The sequence below is a fragment of the Pseudomonas sp. EL_65y_Pfl2_R96 genome (assembly GCF_963970905.1).
Classification (GTDB): domain Bacteria; phylum Pseudomonadota; class Gammaproteobacteria; order Pseudomonadales; family Pseudomonadaceae; genus Aquipseudomonas.
The window spans coordinates 1-521 of the sequence record NZ_CAXAQH010000223.1 but is presented as its reverse complement, the minus strand read 5'-3'; the positions used below and the strand labels follow the sequence as shown (position 1 = coordinate 521).

Here is a 521-nt window from a genome sequence, read left to right as displayed (position 1 = left end):
CCTGGGTATCAGTGATCGAGGTGTCGGCTGACTTGCCATCGACTTCCAGCTTCTCGTAATTGCCGCCCTTGGCATCGTCGATCTTGACGCTCAGGGAACCGCCGCCGGCCAACGCATCGTTCGGCGCAGTGAAATTGACGCTGGCGCTGCTCGAACCGACCGGGATGGTGATGGTCTGGCCATTCGACAGGGTCACAACCACTGGCGAGCCGGTGACCGGTGCCGAGACGGATGCGGTGTAAACCACCGTGCCGCCTTCAGCCACAGTGCTGGTCGCGGTGAGGTTGACCGTCGAAGTGTCGATGGTGTCGGTCACATCGGTGACCGCCGCTGCCGGATTGGTCGCCAGATTTTCGAAGTTGCCGCCGGCGGCATCTTTGATCGTCACTTCGATTTGGCCGGCATCTTTGTAGACGTCGTCCTTCGGCGCGTCGACGGTCACGGAACCGCTGGTGGCGCCGGCGGCGATGGTGATCACCGCGCCGTTCGACAGTGTCACGGTGACCGGCGTACCGGCCGCA

Annotated in this window: 1 protein-coding gene; it reads right to left on the bottom strand. The window is 63.1% G+C overall.

From position 1 onward, the window contains the following. A partial coding sequence (locus AACY49_RS30325; protein WP_339527950.1) for an immunoglobulin-like domain-containing protein occupies positions 1-521 on the bottom strand: 521 nt, incomplete at both ends.